Below are 24,467 nucleotides of genomic sequence, written 5' to 3' on the forward strand. Positions count from 1 at the left end.
ACCATCGCGTCCGCACCGAACGGGTGCGGACGTCGGAGCGGAACCGGAATCATGGCATCCTTGATTCCGGTTCCGCTGCATGAGCGGGACACCCAGAGGAGTGGAGACGCAGATGACACGCGTGCAGATGATCGGGGTCGGCAAACGCTACCCCGGGCGGGGCAAGGGCGCACCCCCGGTCGTCGCGGTCGACGACGTGTCGATCGATGTCGCCTCCGGTGAGATCCACGCGATCATCGGGTACTCCGGTGCGGGCAAGAGCACCCTCCTGCGCCTCGTGAACGGCCTCGAGCGTGCGACCGCCGGTCGGATCCTCGTGGGCGACCAGGACATCACGGCACTGCCCGAGTCGAAGGTGCGCGCCGCACGCGGCGGCATCGGCATGATCTTCCAGCAGTTCAACCTGTTCCACTCGAAGAACGTCGCGAAGAACGTCGAATACCCGCTGATCGTGGCCGGGGTTCCCACCGCCGAACGCACGCGACGAGTAACCGAGCTGCTCGAGTTCGTCGGCCTCGCCGACAAAGCGCGCGCCTTCACGGACCAGCTCTCGGGCGGCCAGAAGCAGCGGGTCGGGATCGCGCGCGCGCTCGCGACGAATCCGGGTGTCCTCCTCGCCGATGAGGCGACGAGCGCCCTCGATCCCGAGACGTCGCAAGAGGTGCTCGCACTGCTCAAGCAGGTGAACGCCGAGTTCGGGATCACCATCGTCCTCATCACCCACGAGATGGAGGTCGTGCGGGAGATCGCCGATCGCGTGACGGTGATGGATGGCGGGCGCGCGGTCGAGCAGGGCGACGTCTTCGACGTGTTCTCCAACCCGCAGACCTCGACGACACGCCGCTTCGTCTCGACGGCGCTGCCGAGCCAGCCGGCCGACGACCACCTGGAGGCGCTGCGACAGCGGCACCGGGGCAAGCTCGTCACCATGACCTTCCGCGACGGCGACGTCGACCAGCCCGTCGTCTTCCAGACCCTCGCCGAGCGCGGCGTCGGCGTGAGCATCGTGCACGGCGGGATCACCGACGTCGGCGGCCGGAGCTTCGGCAAGTTGACGCTCGAGCTCATCGGCGACGAGCTGCGGGTGGAGCACGCGATCGCGGCCCTGGCCCAGGAGACCGACCTGGAGGTGCTGGCGTAATGGACAAGCTCATCGAATTGCTGGAGAGCGGCAAGTTCGTCGAGGCGACCGTCGAGACCCTGTTCTACGTCGTCACGGCGATGGGGATCGGCGGGGTGCTCGGTCTGATCATCGGCGTCGCCCTCACCGTGACCCGGCAGGGCGGCCTGCTCGACAACCGGGTCGTGTTCTGGGTGCTCAACTTCCTGGTCAACTTCTTCCGACCGATTCCCTTCGTGATCCTCATCGCGGCGCTCCAACCGCTCGCCCGCCTGACGGTCGGCACGGGCATCGGAACCCCGGCGCTCCTCTTCGTGCTGTGCTTCGCAGCGACGTTCGGCATGGCCCGCCTCGTCGAGCAGAACCTGCTCACCGTTCCCCCCGGGGTGATCGAGGCCGCGCGGGCCATGGGTGCCGGTCCGCTCCGCACGATCTTCACCGTGCTGATCCCCGAGGGCCTCGGCCCGCTCGTGCTCGGCTACACCTTCGCGTTCATCGCTGTGGTGGACATGACCGCGATGGCCGGTGTGATCGGCGGCGGCGGGCTTGGTAACCTGGCGCTGCAGTACGGCTACCGTCAGTTCAACCCCTGGGTGACCTGGGCCGCCGTGCTCATCCTCATCGTGATCGTGCAGCTCGTGCAGGTGCTCGGCAACGGAATCGCTCGCAAGCTCCTTCGGAGGTAGACATGGTGCAGCTCTCGGTCGCAGACCCGTCATCCGGATCCCCGCGGGAGCACACCGTGTCCGATCTCCGCCGTGCCGCGGAGGCGCTCTGGCCCGTCGCATCCGCGGAGAGCTGGGATCGGGTCGGGCTCGTGTCGGGCCGTGACGCTGCGCCGCTGCGACGCGTCCTGCTCGCCGTGGACCCCGTGGGCGCGACCGTCGACGAGGCGCTGGAGTGGGACGCCGACGTGCTGCTCGCGCATCACCCGCTGCTCTTGCGCGGTGTGCACTCGGTCGCGGAGGACACCGCCAAGGGGGCGCTGCTCGCCCGCCTGATCCGCGGCGACTGCGCGCTCCTCACCGCGCACACGAACGCCGATATCCCGGAGGGGGGCGTCTCCGCGGTGATCGCCGAGCGGCTCGGGCTGCGCGCTGCGCGCCCCATCGTGGAAAGCACATCTCCCGAGGTCTCGGGCGGCACGGCGGGCATCGGACGCGTGGGCACGCTCGACGCGCCGGAGTCGCTCCGCGCCTTCGCCGAGCGCGTCGCGGGGATCCTGCCGCAGACCGTCAGCGGCGTGCGGGTCGCGGGCGATCCGGATCGCGCGGTCCAGCGCATCGCGCTGCTCGGCGGCGCCGGCGACAGCCTGCTCGACCACCCGGCCGTCCTCGCGGCCGACGTCTATCTCACGAGCGACCTGCGCCACCACCCCGCGCAGGAGGCGCTGGAACGCGCTGCGGCCATGGGCGGGCCGGCGCTCATCGACGTCGCGCACTGGGCGAGCGAGTCGCTCTGGCTCGACGGCGCCGCCGAGCGACTGGGCGACCGCCTGCCCGGGGTCGAGTTCCGGGTGAGCACCCGACGCACCGACCCCTGGAGCTTCGCGGTCTGACGCGCCGTGCAACGGTCGTTCGTGACGCTAGGCTGTCAGCTATGAAGGCCAGCACACGCCAGCAGAGACTGCTGCTCGATCTCCAAGACCTCGACAACACGCTGGCACGGCTGCGCCGGAAGCGCGCCACACTGCCGGAGCGCGGCGATCTCGACGCGCTGAGCGGCGACACCGCGGCGGCCCGCGACCGTTTCATGCAAGCGCAGCGCGAACTCGACACGCGGCGCACGGAGCTCGCCCGCATCGAGGCCGACGTCGCCACCGTGCAGCAGCGCCGCGACCGCGACACCCAGATGCTCAGCGTCAGCACGTCCAGCAAAGAAGCCCAGTCGCTCCAGGGCGAGCTCGACACGCTCAGCCGTCGGCAGTCGGAGCTGGAGGATCGTGAGCTCGAGCTCATGGAGGTCGTCGAGGGGGTGCAGGCCACGTTCTCCGAGGCGGAGTCGCACCTCGCCGGGATCGACGCGCGCCGCGCCGAGATCCAGGCTCGGCTCGACGACGCGGAACGTCGACTCGACGCCGAGCTCGCGTCGAACACCGAGGAGCGGGCCGGACTCGCTGCGGAGCTGCAGCGCGACCTGCTCGATCTGTACGAGGAGCTCCGCGGGCGCATCGGTCTCGGGGCGGCACGCCTGCGCGGCAACGTCTCGGAGGGCAGCAACATGGCGCTCGCCCCGGCCGAGCTCAGCGACATCCGCGCGACCGCACCCGACGAGATCGTCTTCTGCCCGGGCAGCGGCGCGATCCTCGTCCGCGACTTCGAGGACTAGACCCGGGCGGTCTCCGCTAGACTGAACCGTGGAATGGGTCGGTGAGACGGTCGCGTCACGGCGTCACGCGAGTGACAGATGTGCCGAGGAACGTCCGGGCTCCGCAGGGGAGAACGGTGGGTAACGCCCACCCGGGGCAACCCGCGAGAAAGTGCAACAGAGAGTAGACCGCCGGCGGTGCTTCGGTGCCGCAGGTAAGGCTGAAAGGGTGGTGTAAGAGACCACCGGCGTCCGTGGTGACACGGGCGGCCAGGTAAACCTCGTTCGGAGCAAGGCCAGACAGAAGACGATGACGCGCCCCGCCGAGTCTTCGGGTAGGCCGCTAGAGGGTACTGGCAACAGTGCCCCGAGAGAGATGACCGTCACCGCGGGTCTACGGACCGGCGGGACAGAACCCGGCGTATGATCCGGCCCATTCCACGCACCGGCTTCGGGGCCTCCGCGCTAGTCCGACAGCGTGAGGATCTCGAACCCGTTCTCGTGCACCACGATCGTGTGCTCGAACTGCGCGGTGACGGACTTGTCCCGGGTCGTGACCGTCCAGCCGTCGGCCCACTGGTCCCACTCGTGCGTGCCGAGCGTGAGCATCGGTTCGATGGTGAACACCATGCCCGGGGTGATGAGATCGGCATAGGCCGGCGCCGAGTCGTAGTGGGGGATGATCAGGCCCGTGTGAAATGCCGCGCCCACACCGTGCCCGGTGAAATCGCGCACCACCCCGTACCCGAAGCGCTTGGCGTAGGTCTCGATGACCCGTCCGATCACGTTCACCTCGCGCCCGGGTCGTGCCGCCCGGATCCCGCGCATCATCGCCTCGTGCGTGCGTTCGACGAGCTGGTCGATCTCCTCACGCACCTCGCCGACGCGGAACGTGCGATTCGTGTCGCCGTGCATGCCGTCGAGGTAGGCCGTCACGTCCACGTTGACGATGTCGCCGTCTCGGAGCACGGTGTCGTCGGGGATCCCGTGGCAGATGACCTCGTTGACGGAGGTGCAGCTCGATGCCCGGTATCCGCGGTAACCGAGCGTCGAGGGATACGCACCCGCGGCGACCACGGACTCGTGGGCGATCCGGTCGAGCTCCGCCGTCGTCGCGCCGGGCCGCACGGCCGCGCCGACGGCGTCGAGTGCCCGCGAGGCGATCCGGCCCGCAGCACGGATCCGTTCGATCTCGGCGTCGGTGTAGGTATTGTCGCCCGTGTACTCCGGGGGCCGATTCAGGCCCACGTAGGGCGGCCTGGCGATGCTGCCGGGCACGGTCCGCACCGGTGGGAGGGATCCGGGGACAAGATGGCCCTGTGCGTTGAATGGCATGCCTCTAGTCTAGGAGTGAGCCGGGAGGCCGTTCCCGCTCGCTGGACCCGCGATCGAAAGGACGTGCACCGTGAGCAAGCGCGACTGGGGTGTCGAAGACCCCGCCGAGACGTACTGGTACAACACCCGCACCGGCGAGGTGGAGGAGGGCCCGCAGTCGCTCTCCGTCGACCGCGTGGGCCCGTTCGCAACGCGCGAGGAGGCGGCGAACGCCACGGAGATCGTGGCCGAGCGCGCCCGCAAGTGGGCCGAGGAAGACGCGCGGGACGAGTAGCCCGGGGTGCGGGTGTCGTTGTGACGGCACTCGCACCTTCGTGTAACGCGATTGTTACGCACGGAACGATAGTCTGATCGTGCCAGACGTCCCCAGTGATCGGAGCGGGTGTGAGTAAGCAACGAGATTTTGTCCTTCGCACCATCGAGGAGCGCGGCGTCAGGTTCGTCCGCCTGTGGTTCACCGACGTGTCGGGAACACTGAAGTCGGTCGCACTCGCGCCGGCCGAGGTGGAGGGTGCGTTCAGCGAGGGGATCGGCTTCGACGGCTCCGCCATCGAGGGTCTGACCCGCGCCTACGAGTCCGACCTGCTCGCGGTTCCGGATCCGTCGACGTTCCAGCTGCTGCCCTGGCGCAGCCAGAGCGAGCCCACCGCGCGCATGTTCTGCGACATCCGCACCCCGAACGGCGAGCCCGCGGTCGCCGATCCTCGCAACGTGCTGAAGCGCACCCTGGCGCAGGCCGCCGAACAGGGATTCACCTTCTACACGCACCCCGAGGTCGAGTTCTATCTGCTGCAGTCGAAGGCGTTCGGTGCCGAGGGGCCGGTGCCCGTCGACCGAGCCGGCTACTTCGACAACGTCCCCGGCGGCACCGCCCATGACTTCCGCCGCGAGAGCGTGAACATGCTCGAGGACCTCGGCATCTCCGTCGAGTTCAGTCACCATGAGGCCGGACCGGGTCAGAACGAGATCGATCTCCGCTACGCGGACGCGCTCACCACCGCAGACAATCTCATGACCTTCCGCACCGTCGTCAAAGAGGTGGCGATCTCACAGGGCGTGCACGCCACCTTCATGCCGAAGCCGCTCGCCGGGCACCCCGGATCGGGCATGCACTCGCATCTCTCGCTCTTCGAAGGCGACTCCAACGCCTTCTACGATCCGGCCGCGAAGCATCAACTCTCCCAGACCGGTCGTCGCTTCGTCGCGGGTCTCTTGCGCCACGCCCCGGAGATCACCGCGATCACCAACCAGTACATCAACTCCTACAAGCGGCTCTGGGGTGGCGACGAGGCCCCGTCGTTCGTGAGCTGGGGGCACAACAACCGCTCCGCGCTCGTCCGGATCCCGATGTACAAGCCGGGCAAGGGCGGCGCCGCGCGGGTCGAGTACCGCGGCATGGACAGCGCGGTGAATCCCTACCTCGGCTTCTCGGTGCTGCTCGCGGCCGGACTCAAGGGCATCCAGGAGGAGTACGAGCTCCCCCCGGAGGCCGAGAACAACGTCTGGGCCCTCAGCGACGGCGAGCGGCGGGCGATGGGCTTCGACGCACTTCCGACGAGCCTCGACCACGCCCTCGCGGTCATGGAGCGCTCCGAACTCGTGGCCGAGACCCTCGGGGAGCAGGTCTTCGCGTTCTTCCTCCGCGACAAGCGCCGTGAGGTCGCCGAGTACCGCAGCCAGGTCACGCCCTACGAGCTCTCGTCGATGCTCGACACCGTCTAGCACGGAGTCCAGTTGGCAGCTCAGCAGCGCGATCTGCGGCTCACGGACCTCGCGCGCGCCGGGTTCCAGGAGCTGACGTCGGCACGCGAGCAGCTCGACGAGCTCGCGGCCTGCCTCTCGGTTCCCGCAGCATCGCTCCTCGACCCGTTCGCGCACGCCGCTGATCCCGATGCGGCACTCATCCGCGCGCGGCAGCTCGGCGATCGGCATCCGGAGGTGCTCGCCGGGCTCGACGCAGCGCAGTTCGAGCGCCTCTGCCTGCTGTTCGGCTCGTCACCCGCACTCGGCGACTTCTTCGCACGGCAGCCCGGCCGGCTCGCCGAGATCCTGCAGACCGGCGGCCGGCTGATCCGCACCGAGGAAGCCCGCCGCGCACTCGTCGAGGCGGTGCGCGGAGCTCCGGTCGGTGCCGGTGGGCCGCTCGCCGCCTCGGCGCTCGCCGGTGAGCCGGGATGGCTGGCACTCCGCGTGCGCTATCGCGAACTCCTGGCTGAGCTCATGCTCCACGATCTGCGGGAAGCGCGCGCGGGCCGCGTCGAGGCGGCATTCGAGCCGGTGGCGCACGCGCTGTCGGACCTGGCCGGGGGAGCAGTGGAGGCCTCACTCGCGGTCGCGCGCGCGTCGCTGCTCGCGGGGCTCTCGGGCCCGGCGGTGCCGGCGGAGCGACTGTCCGTCGTCGACCTCGCCGTCGTCGCCATGGGCAAGTGCGGCGCCGAGGAGCTGAACGTCGTCTCCGACGTGGACGTCGTCTTCATCGTGGGAACCAGCGACGAGGAGGTCGTCGACGGCGACGCCCTGATCCGGATCTCAACGCGGCTCGCGAGCGAGACGATGCGCGGGATCCATGACCCCGCGATCGAACCCCCGCTCTGGGAACTCGACGCGAACCTCCGACCCGAAGGGCGTCACGGCGCCCTCGTGCGCACGCTCGGCTCGATGCTGCACTACTACGAGCGGTGGGCCAAGGGGTGGGAGTTCCAGGCGCTGCTCAAGGCCCGCCCGCTCGCCGGCGATCGCGGCCTCGGCGAAGCCTTCGTGGCGGGGACGCGGGAGCTCGTCTGGTCCTCCTCCTCGCGGGAGGACTTCGTCGGGTCGGTTCAGCGCATGCGCCAGCGCGTCACGGAGCACATCGCGGACGATGAGCTGGAGGTGCAGCTGAAGCTCGGCCCGGGTGGCCTCCGCGACATCGAGTTCAGCGTCCAGCTGCTGCAGCTCGTGCACGGTCAGTACGACGAACGTCTGCACCTGCGCGGCACCCTGCCCGCGCTCCGCGCGCTCGTCGAGGGCGGGTACATCGCCCGCAGCGACGGGGAGCGGCTCGCGTCCGATTACCGGCGCCTGCGCACCCTCGAGCACCGGTTGCAGTTGCGCGAGCTCCGCCGTACCGCGATCATGCCGCGGGACGAGGAGAGCCTCCGGGTCCTCGCGCGCTCCACGGGACTCGCCGACACCTGGTCGGGGCTCCTCGCTCTGTGGGAGCTGATCAAGCGCGAGGTGCGGGAGCTGCACCTCAAGATCTTCTACGCTCCACTGCTCAGCGCCGTCGCGGCGCTCCCGGAGGAGGAGCTGGTGCTCGGCAGCGACGAGGCCCGCGCCCGCCTCAGCAGCATCGGCTTCCGGGATCCCGACGGCGCGATCCGGCACCTGAGCGCCCTGACTCGGGGGACGTCGCGACGCGCAAGGATCCAGCGCAATCTCATGCCCGTCATGCTGCAGTGGCTCGCCGAGGGCACCGACCCCGACTTCGGTCTGCTCTCCTTCCGCCGGGTGAGCGAGGCCAACCAGGGGAACCCGTGGTACCTGCGGCTGCTGCGCGACGGCACGGACGCGGCCGAGCGCCTCGCGCGGGTGCTGTCGTGCTCCCGGTACGCCGCCGAGCTGCTGGAGTCGATCCCGGAGGCCGTCGCTTGGCTCGAGAAGGATGATCGACTGCAGCCGCTCGGTCTGCCGACCTTGCTCGAGGAGATGCGCGCGATCGCGTCGCGTCGCGACTCCGCGGCGGACTCCTCCGCGATGCTCCGCACCGTGCACCGCAGAGAGGTGCTCCGCCTCGCCCTCGGACGCATCGTCGGGGCGATCGACGATCGTGACGTCGCCCTCGGCCTCGACGCGGCGCACACCGCGCTTCTGGACGGACTCCTGATCGCGCTGCGCCGCGACGAGGCCGCCGCTGCACCCGCCGCTGACCCGCTCGTCGAACTCGCACTCATCGGTATGGGCCGCTACGGGGGTCGCGAGCTCGGTTTCGCCTCGGACATCGACATCGTCGCCGTCTTCCGGGCCGCGGACGGCGTGCCCGCAGAGCAGGCATCGCGCGCGGCCACGAAGCTCGTGTCCGAACTCCGGCGCCTCGTCTCCGACCCGCGGTTCCCGGTCGACTTGGACTTCGACCTCCGCCCCGAGGGGAAGAACGGACCCATCGTGCGCAGCCTCGATGCGTATCGCGCGTACTACGAGCGATGGTCGGTGACGTGGGAGGCGCAGGCGCTGCTGCGCGCCCGACACGTGGCCGGCGACGCCGCCCTCGGAGCCGATTTCATCGCACTCGCCGACGAGATCCGGTATCCCGCCGCGTTCGGCGACGCCGAGGTGCGAGAGGTGCGCCGGATCAAGGCGCGCGTCGAAGCCGAACGACTGCCGCAGGGCGCCGATCGGCGGCGGCATCTCAAGCTCGGCCCGGGGGGCATCAGCGACGTCGAGTGGCTGGTGCAGCTCATCCAACTCCGTGAGGGCCGCTCACATCCCGCGCTGCGCACCGTGTCGACCCTCGAGGCGCTGGTCGCCGCCCGCGACGCTGATCTCCTGGCCGCGGAAGACACGGAGCAGCTCACCGATTCCTGGCGCTTCGCGAGCCGCATCCGGTCCGCGCTGAAACTCTGGACGGGGCGGGCTTCGGACTCGCTGCCCACGGACTGGGCCGATCTCGAGGGCATTGCCGGGGTCCTGGGGCTTCCGGGCGGGCGCACCTCCGAGCTGGAGGAGCGGTGGTTCGCCGTGTCCCGGCGGGCCCGGGCGGTGTTCGAGCGCGAGTTCTTCGGCTACGAGGTCGACGAGCGGTTCCCCGGGACCTGGTGAGACTGCGGGACGCCTGGCAGTCTTCCGCCGCACGCGCTGTTGATGACGCGTTCATGAAATATTTACGCTGAGGTCTGGTGCAATTCGTTATCAAAGCGTAATCTCATCGTTATGCAGTACTTACAGACATTCCTCGAGGCCTTGCTCGCCGAAGACGGAGCCGAGTTCGATGACGACCTTGACTCGTAGTCTCTGACCACACGACGAAAGCCCGCCACTCAATGATCGAGTGGCGGGCTTTCGTGCGTTCGGGGCGACCCCCGCGGCGTGTTACACCCCGTAGTAGAGCTCGAACTCGTACGGGTGCGGCCGGAGCGCCATGGGGGCGATCTCGGTCTCGCGCTTGAGGTCGATCCAGGTCTGGATCAGCTCCTCGGTGAAGACACCGCCCTCGAGCAGGAACTGGTGGTCGGCCTCGAGCGCGACGAGCGCCTCCTCGAGCGATCCGGGCACCTGGGGGATGTTCTTCGCCTCCTCCGGGGGCAGCTCGTAGAGGTCCTTGTCGATCGGCTCCATCGGCTCGATGCGGTTGCGGATCCCGTCGAGACCGGCCATCAACTGCGCGGCGAAGGCCAGGTAGGGGTTGCCCGAGGCATCCGGAGCGCGGAACTCGATGCGCTTCGCCTTGGGGTTGGAGCCGGTGAGCGGGATACGCACCGCGGCGGATCGGTTGCCGGCCGAGTACGCGAGGTTCACGGGTGCTTCGTAGCCCTTGACGAGGCGGCGGTAGCTGTTGATCGTGGGGTTCGTGAAGGCGAGCAGGGCCGGTGCGTGGTGCAGGATCCCGCCGATGTACCACCGTGCGATGTCGGAGAGACCGGCGTAGCCGTTCTCGTCGTAGAACAGCGGGTCGCCGTTCTTCCACAGCGACATGTGGGTGTGCATGCCCGAGCCGTTGTCACCGAAGACCGGCTTCGGCATGAACGTGGCGGTCTTGCCCCACAGCTCGGCGGTGTTCTTCACGATGTACTTGAACTTCAGCACGTCATCCGCAGCGTGCAGCAGCGTGTCGAAGCGGTAGTTGATCTCGGCCTGGCCCGGAGCGCCGACCTCGTGGTGCGCACGCTCGAGGTGCAGACCCGACTCGATGAGACGGAGCGAGATGTCGTCGCGCAGATCGGCCTGCTTGTCGACGGGGGAGACGGGGAAGTAGCCGCCCTTCGCAGAGGTCGTGTTCCCGAGGTTACCTCCCTCGATCTTGCGGCCGGAGTTCCAGTGCGCCTCTTCCGAGTCGATCTCGTAGAAGGTGTGCTGCGGGGTCGTCTCGTAGCGGACGGAGTCGAGGATGTAGAACTCGGCCTCGGGCGCGAAGAAGGCCGTGTCCGCGATACCGGTGGAGGCGAGGTACTGCTCCGCCTTCTTGGCGACCTGACGGGGATCCTTCGAGTAGATCTCGCCGGTGCGCGGGTTGAAGATGTCGAAGATGAGCACGAGGGTGCGCTCGGCGCGGAACTGGTCCAGGTACGCCGTGGTCACATCGGGGATGAGCTGCATGTCGGACTCGGCGATGCCGGCGAAGCCGCGGATCGAGGAGCCGTCGAACATCTGGCCCACCTCGAAGAAATCGAGATCGACGGTGGCTGCGGGGATGTTGAAGTGCTGCTGCACACCGGGGAGATCCGTGAATCGCACGTCAACGAACTTGACGTCGGTCTCCTTGATGAAGTCGATGACTTCTTGCGGGGTCTTGAACATACTGCTCCTCCTGTGATGTACCGGGCGGTACCGTTCGCGTGTAACCAGCTTATGCGAGGCTGATTTCTGAACGGTGAGTCCTATGTTTCACGAGTGTTACGCGACGCCGGGCGCGTTCGGCCGGAATCATGCCCGGACCAGGACGGTTCCAGCGATCTTGTCGTGGAATCCGCGCTGATCCGAATCCCACACGATGACGGGGATCACGAGGACCAGCAGCAGGGTGCGCACGACCGGGCGCCAGAGCCCGATCCACCCGCCGACGAGCGGCACGACGCGCATGCCGAGCAGGCGGTGGCCGATCGAGCCGCCGATGGTGGGAATGAAGACGACCTGGGCGACCGCGAAGATTGCGAGGGTGAGCATGGAGACCGCCGCACCGTCGGCGAAAGCGTTCGCCAGCAGGAGGGCGAGCCCCCAGTCGATCGCGATGGCGAGGGTGCGGCGACCGATGCGCGCGACGGAGCGCGGACCGGTTTCGGGCAGACCGAGTCGCTCGCCGGGCCACGCACTCGGCTCAAGATCTCCGAACCGCTGCGGGGTCGAGGCTGCCATGTCGGATCAGCGGGGGCGCTGCGGGCGGACGCGGTTCGGGTCCATCCCCTTGGGGATCCCGATCGGCGTTGCCTGGAGCGAGGAGAGCCGGTTGTACACGGCCGTCACCTCGGCGCGGCTCATCTTCGGCTTCAGCTTGACGAGCGTGCGGGAGAGCTTGTGGAGCGGGATGCCGTCGCCGTCGGGACCGACGTAGAGGTGGACGACCTCGACGTTGCGGAGCGCGCGCTTGACCTTGCGCTCCTCATCGGCGGCCATGCGTTCCGTGCGAGCTCGGGAGCCCTCGGAGATGAGCACCACGCCGCCGCGTCCCACGACCCGGTAGACCGCGTCCTGGTTGCGGTTGATCGAGACCGGGACCTCGGAGCCGCGCCACGAGCGACGGAGAGCGCCCTGCACGACGGCGCCCACGGCGCCGGGTCGACCGTCGATCTGCTGGTAGGCGGCCTTCTCGGCGCGACGCCCCAGCACGATCATCACGAGGAGAATGCCGACGAGGACGCCGCTGAGGGGCCAGACGACCCAGTTCAGCCAGCTCCCGGGAAGGAGCCAGGCGAGCAGCAGCGATACCACGACGGGAGCAAGGAACGACACCAGAAGCGCCAGCGTCAGGTTGCGATCCCGGACCCTCGTGGTCCGATAGATCTCCACCATCTGTTTGATGCGACCGGTGCGTTTCGCTTTCTCAGCTGCCATACCTCTAGAGTATCGCGTCGCGACGGTGCGCGAGGACGCCGCGGGAGCGCTGCAGGATTGTTCGCTCACAGCAGGGCAAGCAGGGTCTACTCGAGCAATCGATCCACGGTTCGCGTCGTCATGGACGCTCTGAGTCGAACGCGCGGCAGGCTGGTGTGAAAGATGGTCGCAGCTGAGGCCACGCACGGATCGGAGGTGACGGAATGGCGCACCGGCAGCGGGCCGATGGGCCGCCTCGACGTCGGAGGCCCGCGGGTGCGTCTGGAGGCGCGCTGGCCGGAAGACTCCTCGTGCTCGGGAGCTGGGGGATCGGGCTGCGCGCAGTCGACCGGTGCGCGGGTGGGGTGCGGCCCCGGGACCTGGAGGTGTGGGGGGACAAGATCGTGGTGCGGACGAGGGGATCGGCCGTCGTGCCCTCCGGAGCGCGAGTGGATCGCGCGGAGACCCACGGCCGGCGCGGGCACGATGCCGGTTGCGCCGCGCTCGGGCTCCCGCTGGATCTCGCAGAGCAGTTCCTGCTGCGATGGGACGCCGCGGGCGCGCACCGGTACGTCACGGAGGCGCTGCACGACGCCGTCGCCGACATCTGCACCGAGGCGCAGGGGCGGCTCGGCGGCTGGTCCGCGGCGTACGCCTCAGAGGCGCTCGTGTTTGCGGTGGAGCGCCGATTCGAGCCGATCGGAGTCTCCTGATGCCGGTGGACACGCAGCGGGGCCGCAGTGGCACGGTGTGCGCACTGCGGCCCCGAGTCCGGCCGAGCGGCGGAGTGAATCCGTCTGTGGCTCGCCGGTGATTCCGCCTGGTCGATCGATCGTGCCTAGTAGCCGAGGCTCCCCGCGAAGTCTCCCGCCTCCAGGCGCTGCTTCACCTGGGTGAGGAAGCGGGCCGCGTCCGCGCCGTCCACGATGCGGTGATCGTAGGAGAGCGCGAGGAACACCGTCGAGCGGACAGCGATGGAGTCGCCCTCCGGACCGGAGATCACGACGGGCTTCTTGACGACCGAGCCGGTCCCGAGGATCGCGACCTGCGGCAGGAACACGAGCGGCGTGTCGAACAGGGCGCCACGCGAACCGGTGTTGGTCAGCGTGAAGGTGCCGCCGCTCAGCTCGTCCGGCGTGAGCTTGTTATCGCGGGTGCGTGCCGCGAGGTCGGCGATCTCGCCCGAGATCTCCGACAGGCTCTTGTCGCCGGCATCGCGCAGCACCGGGGTGAGGAGACCCCGCTCGGTGTCCACGGCGATGCTGATGTTCTCCGTTGCCGGGTACGTGATCGAATCGCCGTCGACCACCGCGTTGATGATCGGGTAGCTCCGCAGCGCCTCGGCTGCAGCAAGGGCGAAGAACGGCAGGAAGGACAGCTTGTTGCCGGTCTTCTGCAGGAACTCGTCCTTGGTGGCCTGGCGGAACTGCGCGACGCGGGTGACGTCGACCTCCACGACCGTCGTGAGCTGAGCGGTCGTCTGCAACGAGATGACCGCGCGCTCCGCGATCACCTTGCGGAGCCGGCTCATCTTCTGCGAGGTGCCGCGCAGCGGCGACACCTCCGCGACCGGAGCTGCGGCCGGAGCCGAGCTTGCCGCGGGTGCTGCGGACGACGCGGATGCGGCGGCCTCGGCGGCGGCGACGACGTCCTCCTTGCGGATGCGCCCTCCCACCCCGGTGCCGGTGACTGTTGCCAGGTCGACGCCGGTCTCGTTCGCCAGCTTGCGCACGATCGGGGTGATGTACCCCGAGCTCACGGCGTCGGAGGCAGGCTCTGCTGCCGGTGTCGCGGCAGGCGCCGCAGCCGCAGGAGCGGGCTCGGCGGTCTGAGCGGGCTCGGCGGACTGGGCGGGCGTCTCCGCGGCCGGAGCGGGCTCGGATGCCGGTGCTGCCGTAGCTTCCTCAGCTGCGGGGGCCTCGGCAGTGGGAGCCGGTGCGGCACCGCTGCCGACGCGAGCGAGCACGCCGCCGACCTCGACGGTGTCATCCTCCTGCACGAGGATCTCCTGCAGCACACCCGCGATCGGTGAGGGTACCTCGGTGTCCACCTTGTCGGTCGACACCTCGAGCAGCGGCTGATCCACCGCGACGTCCTCTCCGACGCTCACCAGCCAGCGGGTGACGGTGCCCTCGGTGATGCTCTCGCCGAGCGAGGGCAGCACGATGTCCTGGCTGTCGCCGCTCGCCGCCGCAGCGGGGGCGGCCGACTCCGCAGCGGGGGCCGCCGACTGCGCAGCGGGTGCTGCTTGCTCGGCCTCGCGTGCGGCCGGCTCGGCCGCCGGTGCAGCCGGCTCGGCCTCGGGTGCGGCCGGCTCGGCCTCGGGTGCGGCCGGCTCGGCCTCGGGTGCGGCCGGCTCCGCAGCGGGCGCCGCGTCGGCGGATCCCGCACCACTGCCGTCGCCGATGCGCGCGAGCACGGCGCCGACCTCTGCGGTCTCGTCCTCCTGGACGAGGATCTCCTCGAGGACGCCCGCGATCGGCGACGGAATCTCGGTGTCGACCTTGTCCGTGGAGACCTCGAGCAGCGGCTCGTCCATCTCAATGGTGTCGCCGACGTTCTTCAGCCAGCGGGTCACCGTACCCTCGGTCACGCTCTCACCCAGTGCGGGGAGGACCACCGATTCACTCATCGTGTATCTCCGTTCGTATGTCGTCTGGTTGCCGCGACTAGATCGCGTGCAGCGGCTTGCCGGCGAGCTTCAGCATGGTCTCGCCGATGGTTTCGTTCTGGGTGGGGTGACCGTGGATGAACGGAGCCACGTCCTCGGGGTATGCCTCCCAGTTCACGATGAGCTGCGCCTCGCCGACGAGCTCGCCGACGCGTGCGCCGATCATGTGCACGCCGACGACGGGGCCGTCGTTCACGCGGACCGCCTTGACGGTACCGGCGGTGCCGAGGATCGAACTCTTGGCGTTGCCCGCCAGGTTGTACTCGTACGTGGAGACCTTGTCCTCGCCGTACTGCTCCTTGGCCTTGGCCTCGGTGAGCCCGACGGACGCGATCTCGGGGTCGCAGTAGGTGATCTTGGGGATGTTCGCGTCGGCGACGATAACGGGGGAGAGGCCCGCGATCTCCTCGGCGACGAAGATGCCCTGCTGGTAGCCGCGGTGCGCGAGCTGCAGCCCGGGAACGATGTCACCGATGGCGTACACGCCGGGGACGTTCGTCGCAAGCCGATCGGTGGTGAGCACGAAGCCGCGATCCATCTCGATCCCGACCTCCTCGTAACCGAGGCCCTGGGTGACCGGTCCGCGGCCAACGGCCACGAGCAGGTAGTCGGCGGCGAGCGTCGTGCCGTCCTCGAGCGAGACCGTGACGCCGTTCGCGTCCTGCTCGACGGACTTGAAGCGCACTCCGAGCTTGAAGTCGATCTTGCGCTTGCGGAAGGCTCGCTCGAGCTGCTTCGAGACCGACTCCTCCTCGTTCGGGACGAGGTGGGGGAGCCCCTCGACGATCGTGACCTCGGCGCCGAAGGAGCGCCAGACGCTCGCGAACTCAACGCCGATGACACCGCCGCCCAGGATCACGACCTTCTTCGGGATCTCCTGGAGCTCGAGGGCGTGCTCACTGGTGATGACCCGCCCGCCGATCTCGAGACCGGGCAGGGAGCGCGAGTAAGAACCCGTGGCGAGCACGACGTGCTTGCCGACGACCTTCTCGCCGTTCACCTCCACCGTGTTCGCGGCGGTCAGGCGACCCTCACCCGCGATGACGGTGATGTTGTTGGCCTTCAGCAGCCCCTGCAGTCCCTTGAACTTTCCGGCGACCAGATTCTCGCGGTAGCGGTTCACCCCGGCGATGTCGATGCCGGCGACACTCGACTGCACGCCATAGGTCTCGCCCTCGCGGGCCACGTCCGCCACCTCTGCGGAGTGGAGGAGCGCCTTGGTCGGCACGCACCCGCGGTGGAGGCAGGTGCCCCCGAGCTTGTCCTTCTCAATGACGACTGCGCTGAATCCCAGCTGAGTCGCGCGGATCGCTGCGGCGTATCCTGCGCTTCCTCCGCCCAGGACGACGATGTCAAACTGCTGTTCGGCCAAGTGGGATCTCCCTCGGATTGTTCGCGTTGATTCGGGCGGGCCCGTGCGGTGTGGGTCACACGCCGAGTGCATTACCGGACACACTGCTTTCAGCCTACACCTGCGGGCGCTGCCGCCCGGTGGCTTTCGGGTTCGCTCTGGGCGTCACGAAAACCGCCTGGGAACCCGGCCCGGCTTCCTAGGATGGAAGGGTGACTGATTCGATCTTCTCCGCCGAGTACGCCGAGCGCCGGGCGCGGGTCCCCAAGGGACTCCCGCTCATCGTGGCGATGCAAGGACTCAGCGACGCCGGGGGTGCGGTGTCGCAACTCGAGGAGTACCTGTGGCAGCAGTACGAGCCCGAGGAGCTGCTGACCTTCAACGCGGACCTCCTCCTCGACTACCGGGCGCGGCGGCCGATCATCACCTTCGACGAGGATCACCTCGTGGACTACTCGCCCGAGGAGCTCTCGCTGGCGCTCGTGCACGACGAGCTCGGTGCTCCCTTCCTGCTGCTGAGCGGGTACGAGCCGGACTTCCGGTGGGATCAGTTCATCGACACGGTGCTGCAGCTCGTGCACGAGTTCGAGGTCTCGACGACCGTCTGGACCCACGCGATCCCGATGCCCGTGCCGCATACGCGACCGATGACCGTCACCGTGAGCGGATCCCGCGACGACCTCATCGAGGCGCGGTCGATCTGGCGCCCCACCACCAAGCTCTCGGCCTCCATTGCTCACGTGCTCGAGTACCGCCTGCACAACCTGGGGGAGGAGGTCGTCGGCTTCGCGCTGCTCGTGCCCCACTACCTCTCGAATACGGAGTACCCGGAGGCGCTGCTCATGTCGCTCGACGGCATCATGGCCGCCACCGGGCTGATCCTCTCCACGGACCTCGTGCGCGAGGCCTCGCGAGCGTTTGTGCAGAAGGTCGACTCTCAGATCGCGGAGAACGAGGAGTCCTCGGACATGGTGCGCACGCTCGAGCAGCGGTACGACGCCTACATGGAGGATCAGACGACACGGTCGCCGCTCATCAGCGAGGACGGCTCGATCCCGACCGCGGAGCAGCTCGCGAGCGAGCTGGAACGCTTCCTGCAGCAGCACCAGTCCGGGTCGCCCGAGTCCGAGCCGGGCGACGGCCCCCAATGACGCCGGTCATTCCGACCCCCGACTCCGTGCAATAATAGGAGTCGTAACCCATTCAATCCGGTTGTTTTCCCGCCCGCGGGAATAGTCCGGGCTTGACATGGGTTTTCATGCTGTGAGCACTCGACGGCTCTGCGCCGACGTCACAGGGGGATCCGAAAGAGAGAGGCGGCTGCGTGGCAACTGCATCCACGACCAAAGCGCGTGCAACGTCTGCGAAGGCCCAGGAGGAAGCTCCATCGGCTGAGGACGCGGCACCCGCAACGTCCGCTCCCAAGAAGGCAGCGGCGAAGAAGGCCCCGGCGAAGAAGGCGGCGACGAAGCCGGCCACCCGCAAGGCTGCTCCGAAGCGAGCCACCAAGAAGACGGCCGACGTCGAGCCGGAAGACACGGCCGACGCTCCGGAGATCGACGAGGAGGCTGCCGAAGCGGCCGAGGCCGAGAAGCCGGCGGTCACGCCCGACGAACCGCTGCCCACCGGCGCGATCGTCCTGAAGGCCTCCGATGAGGAGGACGTCCCGACCGTCACGACCCTGATCCCCGGCGCCACCGCCGATCCGGTCAAGGACTACCTGAAGCAGATCGGAAAGGTCGCGCTCCTCAACGCCGCGGAGGAGGTCGAGCTCGCGATGCGCATCGAGGCCGGCCTATTCGCGGAGGAGAAGCTCGCGACCGAGACCGGGCTGCCCAAGAAGCTCGAGCGCGAGCTCAAGTGGGTCGCCCGCGACGGGCAGCGCGCGAAGAGCCACCTGCTGGGTGCCAACCTGCGTCTCGTGGTGTCGCTCGCGAAGCGCTACACCGGTCGCGGCATGCAGTTCCTGGATCTCATCCAGGAGGGCAACCTCGGACTCATCCGCGCGGTTGAGAAGTTCGACTACACCAAGGGCTTCAAGTTCTCGACGTACGCCACCTGGTGGATCCGTCAGGCGATCACCCGCGCCATGGCCGACCAGGCCCGCACCATCCGTATCCCGGTGCACATGGTCGAGGTCATCAACAAGCTCGCCCGCGTGCAGCGCCAGATGCTGCAGGATCTCGGACGGGAGCCCACGCCCGAGGAGCTCAGCCGCGAGCTCGACATGACGCCGGAGAAGGTCGTCGAGGTGCAGAAGTACGGCCGCGAGCCGATCTCCCTCCACACGCCGCTCGGCGAGGACGGCGACAGCGAGTTCGGCGACCTCATCGAGGACACCGAGGCCGTCGTGCCGGCCGACGCGGTCGGGTTCACCATGCTGCAGCAGCAGCTCGAGCAGCTGCTCGACTCCCTCTCGGAGCGCGAGGCCGGGGTCATCCGCATGCGCTTCGGGCTGGGCGACGGCATGCCGAAGACGCTGGATCAGATCGGTGACACGTTCGGGGTGACCCGCGAGCGGATCCGCCAGATCGAGTCGAAGACCATGGCCAAGCTGCGGCACCCGTCGCGGAGCCAGCAGCTGCGCGACTACCTCGAGTAGATCGCCGCACACGGAAACAGCCCGCCCCCGGAGATCCGGGGGCGGGCTGTTTCGGTCGATGCGGCCGACGAGGCCAGCGTGTCGCGGCTGGGATCAGCTGGACAGCTTGTGACTCTCGTCGTGCCACACCTCGGCCATCGGGCGGAGCTTCGCCTCGTGCTTGTGTGCGTGGTGCGCGCAGAACAGGAGCTCGCTGCCGTTCAGCACGGCACGAACGTATGCCTGCGCACCGCAGCTGTCGCAGCGGTCCAGCGCGCTCAGCGGGCGATCCGCGGTATCGATCTCGTCGGTTCGATCATGCTCGAGCGTAGTCATGGCAACCTCCCATTCGTCTCGTGTGTCCCTCTATCCAAGCACGTCTCGCCCGAGAACCGGCCTCCAGCGCGGGCGGGTTCGCTGACCGCGTAGCGATGGCGGGTGCGTTCGCCACTCGCCGGGAACCTTCGGCGTCGCCGTCGGGGGTCTGCCCTACAGTGGGACAGTTAGCGAATCAGAGGAGTGATCCGACGTGGCACAGGCAACGGCATCGAACGACGCGGGGTCGACCTATTCGGCGCGCCACCTCACCGTGCTCGAGGGGCTCGAGGCGGTCCGGAAGCGGCCCGGCATGTACATCGGCACGACCGATTCGCGCGGCCTCATGCACTGCCTCTGGGAGATCATCGACAACTCCGTCGACGAGGCCCTTGCGGGCCATGGCAACGACATCCGCATCACCCTGCACGACGACGGCAGCGTGACCGTCTCTGACAACGGCCGTGGGGTGCCCGTCGACATCGAGCCGAAGAGCGGCCTCTCCGGTGTCGAGCTCGTCTACACCAAACTGCACGCCGGCGGTAAGTTCGGTGGCGGCGGGTACGCCTCCTCCGGCGGCCTGCACGGCGTGGGCGCGTCCGTCGTGAACGCGCTCTCCTCGCGCCTGGACGTCGAGGTCGACCGCGATGGCAAGACCTGGGCGATGTCGTTCCGCCACGGCGAGCCCGGCGTGTTCGCGGGCGACGGCCCCGACAGCGCGTTCAGCCCCTTCGAGGAGGCCTCCGAGCTGCGGGTCATCGGCAAGGTGAAGCGCGGGGTCACGGGCACCCGTGTGCGGTACTGGGCGGATCCGCAGATCTTCCTATCGTCCGCCCGTTTCGAACCCGAGTCGCTCGTCGCCCGCGCCCGGCAGACGGCCTTCCTCGTTCCCGGTCTCGCGATCGAGATCACCGACGAGCGAGCCGAGTCGCAGGACGAGTCCGGGGTCGTCCCCGTGCACCGGTTCGCCTACGAGGGGGGCATCTCCGAGTTCGTCGAGTTCCTCGCCGTCGACGCCCCCATCACCGACACCTGGCGGTTCACCGACGTCGGCACCTTCACGGAGACCGTCCCGGTCGTCGATGAGGTGTCCGGAGGTCTCGTCTCGCGCGAGGTGGAACGGCGGTGCGAGGTCGACATCGCGCTCCGCTGGGGCACGGGGTACGACATCGAGGTGCAGAGCTTCGTCAACATCATCGCGACGCCGAAGGGCGGCACGCATCTCAGCGGCTTCGAGCAGGGGCTCACGCGGTTCTTCCGGAAGCAGATCGAGACGAACGCCCGGAAGCTGAAGGCCGGCACCGATAAGCCGGACAAAGACGACATCCTCACCGGCCTCACCGCGGTGGTGACCGTGCGCGTGCCGGAACCGCAGTTCGAGGGCCAGACGAAGGAGGTGCTCGGCACCGCCGCGGTGCGAGCGATCGTGTCGCGCGCGGTGGTGCAGGGCATGACCGAGCGCTACGAGTCAACGAAGAAGCACGACAAGACCCAGACGGGCGCCCTGCTCGAGAAGATGGTCTCCGAGATGAAGTCCCGGATCGCGCTGCGCGCCCAGCGCGACACGGCTCGGCGCAAGAGCTCGCTCGAGAGCTCCTCGCTCCCGGCGAAGCTCATCGACTGCCGCTCCAAGAACGTGGCCGATACCGAACTCTTCATCGTCGAGGGCGACAGCGCCCTCGGCACCGCCCGCCCGGCGCGCGACAGCGAGTTCCAGGCCCTGCTGCCGATCCGGGGCAAGATCCTGAACGTGCAGAAGGCGTCCGTCGCGGAGATGCTCAACAACACCGAGTGCGGGGCGATCATCAAGGTGATCGGTGCGGGTTCGGGGCGCGACTTCGAGCTGGAGTCCGCACGCTACGGCAAGGTCATCCTGATGAGCGACGCCGACGTCGATGGCGCGCACATCCGGACCCTGCTCCTCACCCTCTTCTTCCGCTACATGCGACCCATGCTCGAGGCCGGCCGGGTGTACGCGGCGGTGCCGCCCCTGCACCGCGTCATCGTGCAGCATGCCGGGCGGAAGCCGAATGACGTCATTTACACCTACAGCGAGCGCGAGCTGCAGGCGCTGCTGAGTGACCTGAAGCGCCGAGGTAAGAAGCACCAGGAGCCGATCCAGCGCTACAAGGGTCTCGGCGAGATGGACGCGGATCAGCTCGCGGAGACGACGATGGATCGGGAGCACCGTACGCTGCGCCGTGTCCGTCTCGAGGACGCGCACGCGGCCGCGCAGATGTTCGAGCTGCTTATGGGGAACGAGGTGGCTCCGCGCAAGGAGTTCATCATCGACAACGCCGACGACCTGGATCGCGAGCGCATCGACGCCTGACGCCGGCGGCCGACGTCGGCACTCGACGTCGGCGTTGCCCGTGTGGTGCTGCGCGGTCGGCGCTGCCCAGACCACGCTGCGAAGACCATACTGCGAGGTCGACCTGTGCGCACCACGCGGGTCTCACACGTCACGCGGCGCGCCCAGGACGATCCCGACCGCCTGACGCGCACGAACCGCGTGACGCGCCCAACCCACACGCGCGCACGAACCGCGTGACGCGCCCGTGCGGCGGATCGCGCCGGCCTACGGAGCGAGGCCGACGTACGCCGCGGCCCCGTCGATCGGCTGGCCCGAGCCGTCGCGCTTCCCGAGTTCCGTCGGCAGCTTGCGTGCGGTCCCGTCCGCAGCGAGCGCCCGCGGCTCTCCGACGCCCACCCAGGCGCAGGCGATCTGATCCTCCCACTTGAGGAACCGCTGGGCGCGAACCCCTCCCGTGGCACGCCCCTTCGCGGGGATCTCGGCCCAGTCCGTCACCTTCGCGGTCGCGACATCGGTGCCGGGCAGGGTGATCGAACTGTCGGCGACGGTGACGACTCGCGCGTCGGCGCCCTGCGGCACCGCCGACGCGAAGACGACCCGCGCATCCGCACCGAGCTTCATGCCCGCCATGCCGGCGGCGGGGCGCCCCTGCGGTCGCACCGAGGCAGCGGGGAAGCGCAGCAACTGCGCGTCGCTCGCGACCACCGCGATCTCGGTGTCGTCGGGCGCGGAGAACGCTGCGACGACACGATCTCCGGCCTTGAGGCCGATGATCTCGAAGTCGGGTTTCGCGGGCAGCTCCGTGAGCACCACACGCTTCACCGTGCCTTGCAGAGTAAAGAGTCCGATCGGCACCTCGGACTCGAGCGGCACGATCCCGACGACCCGCAGCTTCTTGTCGGTGACGCCGATGTAGTCGAGGAGCTTCACACCCGCGGAGAACGCGATGCTGGCCCCCGGCACGAGCGGGAGGTCGACGGGGGTGAAGCGCTGCACGGTGCCGTCGCTCAGCACCGCACCGAGCTCGCCGCGCACAGTACCGTCGACGCTCGCGAGTACCGCGCCGTGTTTCGTCGCGCGCGACGTTCCGCGCGGCGACTCCGCGGCCTCGGGATCCCGGTCGAGACGGAGCGCACGGCCCGTCACGGAGAGCAGCACCGTGCAGGGCGTATCGGCGACCTCCAGCGAGGCCCCGCTCGCCGCGGCCCGGGCGGGTCGCGCGACGGCGCCGGTGAGCACGGTGCGCCGCGGCGAACCGAACGCCTCGGCCGCCTGGTCCATCTCGGTCGCCACCACCTCGCGCAGCTTCTCCTTGCTCGCCAGGGTCTCGAGCAGCGCCTCGATCTCGCGCTGCAGCTCATCGCGCTCGCCCTCGAGCTCCACGCGGGAGAACTTCGTGAGTCGGCGCAGCCGGAGCTCGAGAATGTACTCGGCCTGGATCTCGGAGAGGTCGAACACCTGCATGAGGCGCGCCCGAGCGGTCTCGGCGTCGTCGCTCGTGCGGATGAGCTGGATCACCTCGTCGATGTCGAGGATCGCAATGAGCAGACCCTCCACGAGGTGGAGGCGCTCGCGCCGCTTCATGAGACGGAACTCGCAGCGCCGGGTGATCACCGAGATGCGGTGGTCCAGGAAGACCCGGAGCATCTCACGGAGCCCGAGCGTCTGCGGCTGGCCCTCGACGAGGGCGACCGAGTTGATGCTGAAGGAGTCTTCGAGCGGGGTGTACCGGAACAGCTGCTCGAGCACGGCGTCGGGCGAGAAGCCGGTCTTCAGGGAGATGACGAGACGCATCCCGTTCTTGCGATCGGTGAGGTCTGCGACGTCGGAGATCCCGGAGAGCTTCTTCGCCTCGACGCCCTGCTTGATCTTCTCGATCACCCGCTCGGGGCCGACGAGGTAGGGCAGCTCCGTGACGACGAGCCCGGTCCGACGCGGCCCGAGCTGTTCGACGGAGACCTTGGCGCGCGTGCGGAAGGCGCCGCGGCCGCTGCGGTACGCGTCCTTCACCCCGTCGAGTCCGACGATCGTGCCGCCTCCCGGGAGGTCCGGGCCGGGGATGAACTCCATGAGCTCGTCGACGGTGGCGTTCGGGTGCCGCAGCAGGTGCTTCGCTCCCTCGACGACCTCGATGAGGTTGTGGGGCGCGAGGTTTGTCGCCATGCCCACAGCGATCCCGCTTGCCCCGTTCACGAGCAGGTTCGGCACGGCCGAGGGGAGCACCTCCGGCTGCATGATCTGGTTGTCGTAGTTCGGTACGAAGTCAACCACGTTCTCATCGAGCGACTCGGTCATGGCGAGCGCCGCGCCGGCCAGCCGCGCCTCCGTGTACCGCGACGCCGCGGGGCCGTCGTCGAGCGAGCCGAAGTTGCCGTGCCCGTCGACGAGCGGCAGGCGCATCGCGAAGCCCTGCGCCAGGCGTACGAGGGCGTCGTAGATCGAGGAGTCGCCGTGAGGATGGAGCTTGCCCATCACCTCGCCCACGACGCGCGCGGACTTGACGTGCCCCTTCTCGGGGCGCAGTCCCATGTCTTGCATCATGAACAGGATGCGGCGCTGCACCGGCTTCAGACCGTCGCGCGCGTCGGGGAGCGCCCGGGAGTAGATCACCGAGTACGCGTACTCGAGGAAGGACCCCTCCATCTCCTGCGAGATGTCGATGTCTTCGATGCGTTCGCCGGCACTCTCGTGTGCGGCTCGGGTGGGCTCCAGGGAGGCGCTGCCTGCGGAGGGACTCGGCACGTCGGTCAT

19 protein-coding genes and 1 other RNA gene are annotated in these 24,467 nt (G+C 68.7%); 12 read left to right on the forward strand and 8 right to left on the reverse strand.

Going from position 1 to position 24,467, the window contains the following annotated elements; translation table 11 throughout:
• Nucleotides 1–112: 112 nt before the first annotated feature.
• From MUN76_RS02535 to rnpB, 5 genes are all read left to right on the forward strand, one after another.
• Nucleotides 113–1,141, forward strand: a complete 1,029-nt coding sequence (locus MUN76_RS02535) for a methionine ABC transporter ATP-binding protein (RefSeq protein WP_244686862.1) — start codon at nucleotides 113–115, stop codon at nucleotides 1,139–1,141.
• Nucleotides 1,141–1,806 carry a methionine ABC transporter permease gene (locus tag MUN76_RS02540; RefSeq protein ID WP_244686864.1) on the forward strand — a complete coding sequence of 222 codons (666 nt, stop codon included), beginning with the start codon at nucleotides 1,141–1,143 and terminating at the stop codon, nucleotides 1,804–1,806. The genes MUN76_RS02535 and MUN76_RS02540 overlap by 1 nt, the downstream gene beginning before the upstream one ends.
• Before the next feature lie 2 nt (nucleotides 1,807–1,808).
• Entirely contained in the window at nucleotides 1,809–2,678 is an 870-nt protein-coding gene (locus tag MUN76_RS02545) for a Nif3-like dinuclear metal center hexameric protein (RefSeq protein ID WP_244686866.1), read from the forward strand.
• A 41-nt stretch (nucleotides 2,679–2,719) separates the two neighbouring features.
• Nucleotides 2,720–3,448, forward strand: coding sequence for a zinc ribbon domain-containing protein (locus tag MUN76_RS02550; RefSeq protein WP_244686868.1), 729 nt, complete (start codon nucleotides 2,720–2,722; stop codon nucleotides 3,446–3,448).
• Between the two features lie 34 nt (nucleotides 3,449–3,482).
• Nucleotides 3,483–3,867, forward strand: an RNA gene (gene rnpB / locus MUN76_RS02555) — RNase P RNA component class A.
• A gap of 25 nt (nucleotides 3,868–3,892) precedes the next feature.
• Here the strand turns inward: rnpB and map are convergent.
• Nucleotides 3,893–4,762: a type I methionyl aminopeptidase gene (gene map, locus MUN76_RS02560; RefSeq protein WP_244686870.1), complete on the reverse strand. Its 870-nt coding sequence runs from the start codon at nucleotides 4,760–4,762 to the stop codon at nucleotides 3,893–3,895.
• A 70-nt stretch (nucleotides 4,763–4,832) separates the two neighbouring features.
• On the opposite strand from map, the gene MUN76_RS02565 reads away from it, so the two are divergent.
• The 3 genes from MUN76_RS02565 (at nucleotide 4,833) to MUN76_RS02575 (ending at nucleotide 9,559) form a co-directional block, all read left to right on the forward strand.
• Entirely contained in the window at nucleotides 4,833–5,036 is a 204-nt protein-coding gene (locus tag MUN76_RS02565; protein WP_244686871.1) for a methionine aminopeptidase, read from the forward strand.
• A gap of 110 nt (nucleotides 5,037–5,146) precedes the next feature.
• Nucleotides 5,147–6,484: a type I glutamate--ammonia ligase gene (gene glnA / locus MUN76_RS02570; protein WP_244686873.1), complete on the forward strand. Its 1,338-nt coding sequence runs from the start codon at nucleotides 5,147–5,149 to the stop codon at nucleotides 6,482–6,484.
• A gap of 12 nt (nucleotides 6,485–6,496) precedes the next feature.
• Nucleotides 6,497–9,559 carry a bifunctional [glutamine synthetase] adenylyltransferase/[glutamine synthetase]-adenylyl-L-tyrosine phosphorylase gene (locus tag MUN76_RS02575; RefSeq protein ID WP_244686875.1) on the forward strand — a complete coding sequence of 1,021 codons (3,063 nt, stop codon included), beginning with the start codon at nucleotides 6,497–6,499 and terminating at the stop codon, nucleotides 9,557–9,559.
• A gap of 270 nt (nucleotides 9,560–9,829) precedes the next feature.
• Here MUN76_RS02575 and glnA (MUN76_RS02580) read toward each other — a convergent pair whose 3' ends face one another.
• From glnA (MUN76_RS02580) to MUN76_RS02590, 3 genes are all read right to left on the reverse strand, one after another.
• Complete coding sequence (gene glnA / locus MUN76_RS02580; RefSeq protein WP_244686876.1) at nucleotides 9,830–11,254, reverse strand: type I glutamate--ammonia ligase; 1,425 nt, start codon at nucleotides 11,252–11,254, stop codon at nucleotides 9,830–9,832.
• 126 nt (nucleotides 11,255–11,380) lie between these two features.
• Complete coding sequence (locus MUN76_RS02585; protein ID WP_244686878.1) at nucleotides 11,381–11,809, reverse strand: RDD family protein; 429 nt, start codon at nucleotides 11,807–11,809, stop codon at nucleotides 11,381–11,383.
• A 6-nt stretch (nucleotides 11,810–11,815) separates the two neighbouring features.
• The gene (locus MUN76_RS02590; protein WP_244686880.1) at nucleotides 11,816–12,505 is read right to left on the reverse strand and encodes a DUF4191 domain-containing protein; all 690 of its coding nucleotides are present in this window, start codon (nucleotides 12,503–12,505) and stop codon (nucleotides 11,816–11,818) included.
• 410 nt (nucleotides 12,506–12,915) lie between these two features.
• Here MUN76_RS02590 and MUN76_RS02595 point away from each other — a divergent pair, with 410 nt between their 5' ends.
• Nucleotides 12,916–13,197 (forward strand): hypothetical protein, encoded by a 282-nt coding sequence (locus MUN76_RS02595; RefSeq protein WP_244686882.1) that lies wholly within the window; start codon nucleotides 12,916–12,918, stop codon nucleotides 13,195–13,197.
• Nucleotides 13,198–13,322: 125 nt separating this feature from the next.
• Here the strand turns inward: MUN76_RS02595 and sucB are convergent, their stop codons facing one another.
• A complete protein-coding gene (gene sucB, locus MUN76_RS02600) occupies nucleotides 13,323–15,116 on the reverse strand; it encodes a 2-oxoglutarate dehydrogenase, E2 component, dihydrolipoamide succinyltransferase (protein ID WP_244686884.1) in 1,794 nt (597 codons plus the stop codon).
• Between the two features lie 37 nt (nucleotides 15,117–15,153).
• The gene (lpdA, locus tag MUN76_RS02605; RefSeq protein WP_244686886.1) at nucleotides 15,154–16,527 is read right to left on the reverse strand and encodes a dihydrolipoyl dehydrogenase; all 1,374 of its coding nucleotides are present in this window, start codon (nucleotides 16,525–16,527) and stop codon (nucleotides 15,154–15,156) included.
• Between the two features lie 191 nt (nucleotides 16,528–16,718).
• On the opposite strand from lpdA, the gene MUN76_RS02610 reads away from it, so the two are divergent.
• Together MUN76_RS02610 and MUN76_RS02615 are read left to right on the forward strand one after the other, a co-directional pair.
• A complete protein-coding gene (locus tag MUN76_RS02610; RefSeq protein WP_244686888.1) occupies nucleotides 16,719–17,657 on the forward strand; it encodes a proteasome assembly chaperone family protein in 939 nt (312 codons plus the stop codon).
• A gap of 173 nt (nucleotides 17,658–17,830) precedes the next feature.
• Nucleotides 17,831–19,108, forward strand: a complete 1,278-nt coding sequence (locus MUN76_RS02615; protein ID WP_244686890.1) for an RNA polymerase sigma factor — start codon at nucleotides 17,831–17,833, stop codon at nucleotides 19,106–19,108.
• A 93-nt stretch (nucleotides 19,109–19,201) separates the two neighbouring features.
• Here MUN76_RS02615 and MUN76_RS02620 read toward each other — a convergent pair whose 3' ends face one another.
• Complete coding sequence (locus MUN76_RS02620) at nucleotides 19,202–19,423, reverse strand: DUF7455 domain-containing protein (RefSeq protein ID WP_244686892.1); 222 nt, start codon at nucleotides 19,421–19,423, stop codon at nucleotides 19,202–19,204.
• A gap of 193 nt (nucleotides 19,424–19,616) precedes the next feature.
• Here MUN76_RS02620 and MUN76_RS02625 point away from each other — a divergent pair, with 193 nt between their 5' ends.
• The gene (locus MUN76_RS02625; RefSeq protein WP_244686894.1) at nucleotides 19,617–21,734 is read left to right on the forward strand and encodes a DNA gyrase/topoisomerase IV subunit B; all 2,118 of its coding nucleotides are present in this window, start codon (nucleotides 19,617–19,619) and stop codon (nucleotides 21,732–21,734) included.
• 246 nt (nucleotides 21,735–21,980) lie between these two features.
• Here the strand turns inward: MUN76_RS02625 and MUN76_RS02630 are convergent, their stop codons facing one another.
• On the reverse strand, nucleotides 21,981–24,467 hold the full coding sequence (locus MUN76_RS02630) for a DNA gyrase/topoisomerase IV subunit A (RefSeq protein WP_244688631.1): 2,487 nt from the start codon (nucleotides 24,465–24,467) through the stop codon (nucleotides 21,981–21,983).

Origin of the sequence: Leucobacter rhizosphaerae, assembly GCF_022919175.1 — a bacterium.
GTDB classification, from domain to species: domain Bacteria; phylum Actinomycetota; class Actinomycetes; order Actinomycetales; family Microbacteriaceae; genus Leucobacter; species Leucobacter rhizosphaerae.

Bases quoted from the DNA above. Each gene is read 5' to 3' on its own strand.
- MUN76_RS02535 (WP_244686862.1), top strand. From the start codon at position 113: ATGACACGCGTGCAGATGATCGGGGTCGGCAAACGCTACCCCGGGCGG.
- MUN76_RS02540 (WP_244686864.1), top strand. From the start codon at position 1,141: ATGGACAAGCTCATCGAATTGCTGGAGAGCGGCAAGTTCGTCGAGGCG.
- MUN76_RS02545 (WP_244686866.1), top strand. From the start codon at position 1,809: ATGGTGCAGCTCTCGGTCGCAGACCCGTCATCCGGATCCCCGCGGGAG.
- MUN76_RS02550 (WP_244686868.1), top strand. From the start codon at position 2,720: ATGAAGGCCAGCACACGCCAGCAGAGACTGCTGCTCGATCTCCAAGAC.
- map (WP_244686870.1), bottom strand. From the start codon at position 4,762: ATGCCATTCAACGCACAGGGCCATCTTGTCCCCGGATCCCTCCCACCG.
- glnA (WP_244686876.1), bottom strand. From the start codon at position 11,254: ATGTTCAAGACCCCGCAAGAAGTCATCGACTTCATCAAGGAGACCGAC.
- MUN76_RS02585 (WP_244686878.1), bottom strand. From the start codon at position 11,809: ATGGCAGCCTCGACCCCGCAGCGGTTCGGAGATCTTGAGCCGAGTGCG.
- MUN76_RS02590 (WP_244686880.1), bottom strand. From the start codon at position 12,505: ATGGCAGCTGAGAAAGCGAAACGCACCGGTCGCATCAAACAGATGGTG.
- sucB (WP_244686884.1), bottom strand. From the start codon at position 15,116: ATGAGTGAATCGGTGGTCCTCCCCGCACTGGGTGAGAGCGTGACCGAG.
- MUN76_RS02620 (WP_244686892.1), bottom strand. From the start codon at position 19,423: ATGACTACGCTCGAGCATGATCGAACCGACGAGATCGATACCGCGGAT.
- MUN76_RS02630 (WP_244688631.1), bottom strand. From the start codon at position 24,467: ATGACCGACGTGCCGAGTCCCTCCGCAGGCAGCGCCTCCCTGGAGCCC.